Annotated in this window: 4 protein-coding genes and 1 pseudogene; 4 read left to right on the top strand and 1 reads right to left on the bottom strand. The window is 62.9% G+C overall.

The window, feature by feature from the left end:
• The first annotated feature begins 168 nt into the window (after positions 1–168).
• Together EN879_RS30460 and EN879_RS30455 are read left to right on the top strand one after the other, a co-directional pair.
• Entirely contained in the window at positions 169–723 is a 555-nt protein-coding gene (locus tag EN879_RS30460; RefSeq protein WP_063168577.1) for a methylated-DNA--[protein]-cysteine S-methyltransferase, read from the top strand.
• Entirely contained in the window at positions 720–1,463 is a 744-nt protein-coding gene (locus EN879_RS30455; protein WP_063168578.1) for a 2OG-Fe(II) oxygenase, read from the top strand. Before EN879_RS30460 ends, EN879_RS30455 begins: the two co-directional genes overlap by 4 nt.
• A 24-nt stretch (positions 1,464–1,487) precedes the next feature.
• Here the strand turns inward: EN879_RS30455 and EN879_RS30450 are convergent, their stop codons facing one another.
• The gene (locus EN879_RS30450; protein ID WP_245268621.1) at positions 1,488–2,093 is read right to left on the bottom strand and encodes a dihydrofolate reductase family protein; all 606 of its coding nucleotides are present in this window, start codon (positions 2,091–2,093) and stop codon (positions 1,488–1,490) included.
• Between the two features lie 97 nt (positions 2,094–2,190).
• Here EN879_RS30450 and EN879_RS30445 point away from each other — a divergent pair, with 97 nt between their 5' ends.
• Both EN879_RS30445 and EN879_RS30440 read left to right on the top strand, forming a co-directional pair.
• Complete coding sequence (locus EN879_RS30445) at positions 2,191–2,607, top strand: helix-turn-helix domain-containing protein (RefSeq protein ID WP_024501648.1); 417 nt, start codon at positions 2,191–2,193, stop codon at positions 2,605–2,607.
• A 121-nt stretch (positions 2,608–2,728) separates the two neighbouring features.
• A pseudogene (locus EN879_RS30440) lies at positions 2,729–2,935 on the top strand (DNA polymerase IV); the annotation flags it as partial.

Raw genomic sequence — 2,935 nt, 5'->3', positions numbered from 1 at the left:
TGATTGGCGCTCACTCCGATGCTTGCTTTCAAATTCGAATCTCCAAGGCAGGTGCTCTACGGCGCCGTAGAGCACCTGCCTTGGAGATTCGAATTTGAAAGCAAGCATCGGAGTGAGCGCCAATCAGCACGTGGCTAGGGTTCAGGCACAGACAAAGGAGTGAAGGCAATGAACCTCGTACAAACCAATATTCCGGCGACGGTCACCAAGCTCGCCGCCCTCGATATCATAACCTACGCCATCGGCGAATCCCCGATCGGTAAAATCCTGGCGGCACGCAGCGCTATCGGCGTCTGCGCCATCCTGATCGGCTCGGACGCCGACACACTGGAGCGGGATCTTGGCCATCGCTTCCCGGGCAAGCTACTGGTCGAAGACGGGGCCACCTTGCGCGACGATCTCGCGGCAATCGCGCGCTTCATCGAAATGCCTGGCGTCGGCCTCGACCTGCCGCTCGACCTGCGCCGCGGCACGCCATTCCAGCAGCGCGTGTGGGAGGCGCTCCGAGGCATCCCGTGCGGCGCCACCATCACCTACGCCGCGCTGGCCCAGCGCCTCGGCCAGCCGGACGGCGCCCGTGCCGTGGCGACGGCCTGTGCGGCCAACGCGATTGCGCTGGGCATTCCCTGCCACCGTGTTGTCCGCGCCGACGGCACGCTGTCGGGCTACCGCTGGGGCGTCGAGCGCAAGCGCGCTCTGATCGACAAGGAGGCTACGATATGAATGCCCATGCCAGGGTTGCCGCATCGGCGGTTGAAGCTGCTCGGACGCGTGTCGCGGGTTACGACTGGCCCGCCCTTGCCGCCGAACTCGACGGTTTCGGCTGCGCGGTGATCGAGAAATTGCTCTCGCCCGAAGAATGCCGGGAGATCGCCGGCCTCTATCCCAAAGAAGAGCATTTCCGCAGCCACATCCATATGGCCAGGCACGGCTTCGGCAAGGGTGAGTACCGCTATTTCCGCTATCCCTTGCCGGACCTGCTCGGCGGCCTGCGCAGCGCGCTCTATCCCAGGCTGGCCGAGGTCGCCAATCGGTGGAACGAGCGGATGGGGCAGGCTATGCGTTATCCCGCGACGCATGCCGCGTTTCTCGATCAGTGTCATGCCGCCGGCCAGACGCGGCCGACGCCGCTGCTGCTGCAATATGTGCCTGGCGACTTCAACTGCCTGCACCAGGATCTCTATGGCGACCTCGCCTTTCCGCTGCAGGTGGCGATCCTGCTCTCCGAGCCGGGCCAGGATTTCACCGGCGGTGAGTTCGCGCTGACCGAGCAGCGGCCGCGCATGCAGAGCCGGGTCGAGGTGGTGCCGCTGCGCCAGGGCGACGCCGTTGTCTTTGCCGTCCACAACCGGCCGGTGCAGGGCACCAAAGGCAATTACCGCGTCAACCTGCGTCATGGCGTCAGCCGGCTGCGCTCAGGCATGCGCCACACGGTCGGGATTATTTTTCACGATGCGAAGTGAGCAGGGAGAAGATGGAGGTCCCCCTCACCCCGCCGGTGCATAGCGACTGACCACCATGCCACAGTCATAGGTCTTCGAGCCGAGCAGCCGCAGGTTTCTAAAACCGCCCTGATCAAAAATCCGGCGGCCCGCACCCAGCACCGCCGGGTTGATGAAAAGCTGAAACTCGTCGACCAGCCCGGCCGCAATCAGCGCCGACGCGAAACCGGCGCCGCCGAACACGGCCATGTCGCCGCCCTCGCCCGCTTTCAGCGCATTGACTTCGCGCGGCAGGTCGCCGCTGGCCACGCTCGTGCGCTCCCAGGCCGGCTCCCCGGCCGATTGCTTGAGCTTATCACTGAGCACCACCTTGCGGGCGTCGACGATGCGTTGCGCAAAGGCGTAGAACGGATCGTGCGGAAACTTCTTGGCGGCATTGCCCCAATGGGTGAGATAGCCCTCCTGCGCCATCTTGCGGCTGAGCAGGATGGTATCGACGCCTGTGAAGACAGCGTTGAAGTCCTGCTTCAGCTCATCGTCCCAGGCGCTCTCGTCACCCCACTCCCAGAGCTGCCAGGAATGGTCCTCGGTGGCGCCGACAAAGCCGTCGACCGACATCTGCATCTGCAGGACCAGCTTTTTCACCGTCATTCTCCTCACGGCTATCGCAAAACAGTTTACATTTGGAACTGTTGACGCAAGGCCAAAACGATGTCAATAGTAAAGTGATTTAGAAATGGAACCATAGATGGCGACGCGCGAAAAATCCGACTGCCCGATCAACCTGTCGCTCGAACTCATCGGCGACCGCTGGACGCTGCTCATCATCCGCGACATGGTCTTCGCCGGGAAAAAGCACTTTCGCGAATTCCTGCAATCCGACGAAGGCATCTCCTCGCGCACGCTGGCCGAGCGACTGCAAACGCTTCAGGACGAAGGCATCCTCACCAGAAGCGACGACCCGACGCATGGCTTGAGAACGGTCTACCGGCTGACCGAAGCAGGCATCGACCTATTGCCGGTGCTGGCGACGCTCGGCGCCTGGGGCAGCAGGCACCGCAAGGCCGACGAGAGATTGGCCAGGATTGCCAACCAGTTGGCGGCAGGCGGCGAAGCAGCGCTGGAAAAGATGAAAGCGGCGCTGCGAACGGAGCATAGTGTCTAGGCGGTTGCGTTCAAGCCGAACCGGCATGGCTGTTGCCGCACCCAATCGCTCTTCGCTTGACAACCATCCATCTTTGTTCTTTATTTGTTCTATTCTATCAGCAACTGCGGATGTGCGGTCGATGGAAACGACAGCCACCATCCTGCATGCCGATCTCGACGCTTTCTACGCCTCTGTCGAGCAGTTGCTCGATCCGCCGCTGCGCGGCAAGCCGATCGCGGTGGGCGGCGGCGTCGTGCTCGCCGCTTCCTATGAGGCGCGCGCCTTCGGCGTGCGTGGCGGCATGCCGGGGCGCAAGGCGCGCGAACTCTGCCCGCATTTGATCTTC

This window comes from Mesorhizobium sp. M7A.F.Ca.AU.002.02.1.1, from assembly GCF_003998535.1.
GTDB classification, from domain to species: Bacteria; Pseudomonadota; Alphaproteobacteria; order Rhizobiales; family Rhizobiaceae; genus Mesorhizobium; species Mesorhizobium ciceri.
This window is presented reverse-complemented; position numbering and strand designations above follow the sequence as displayed.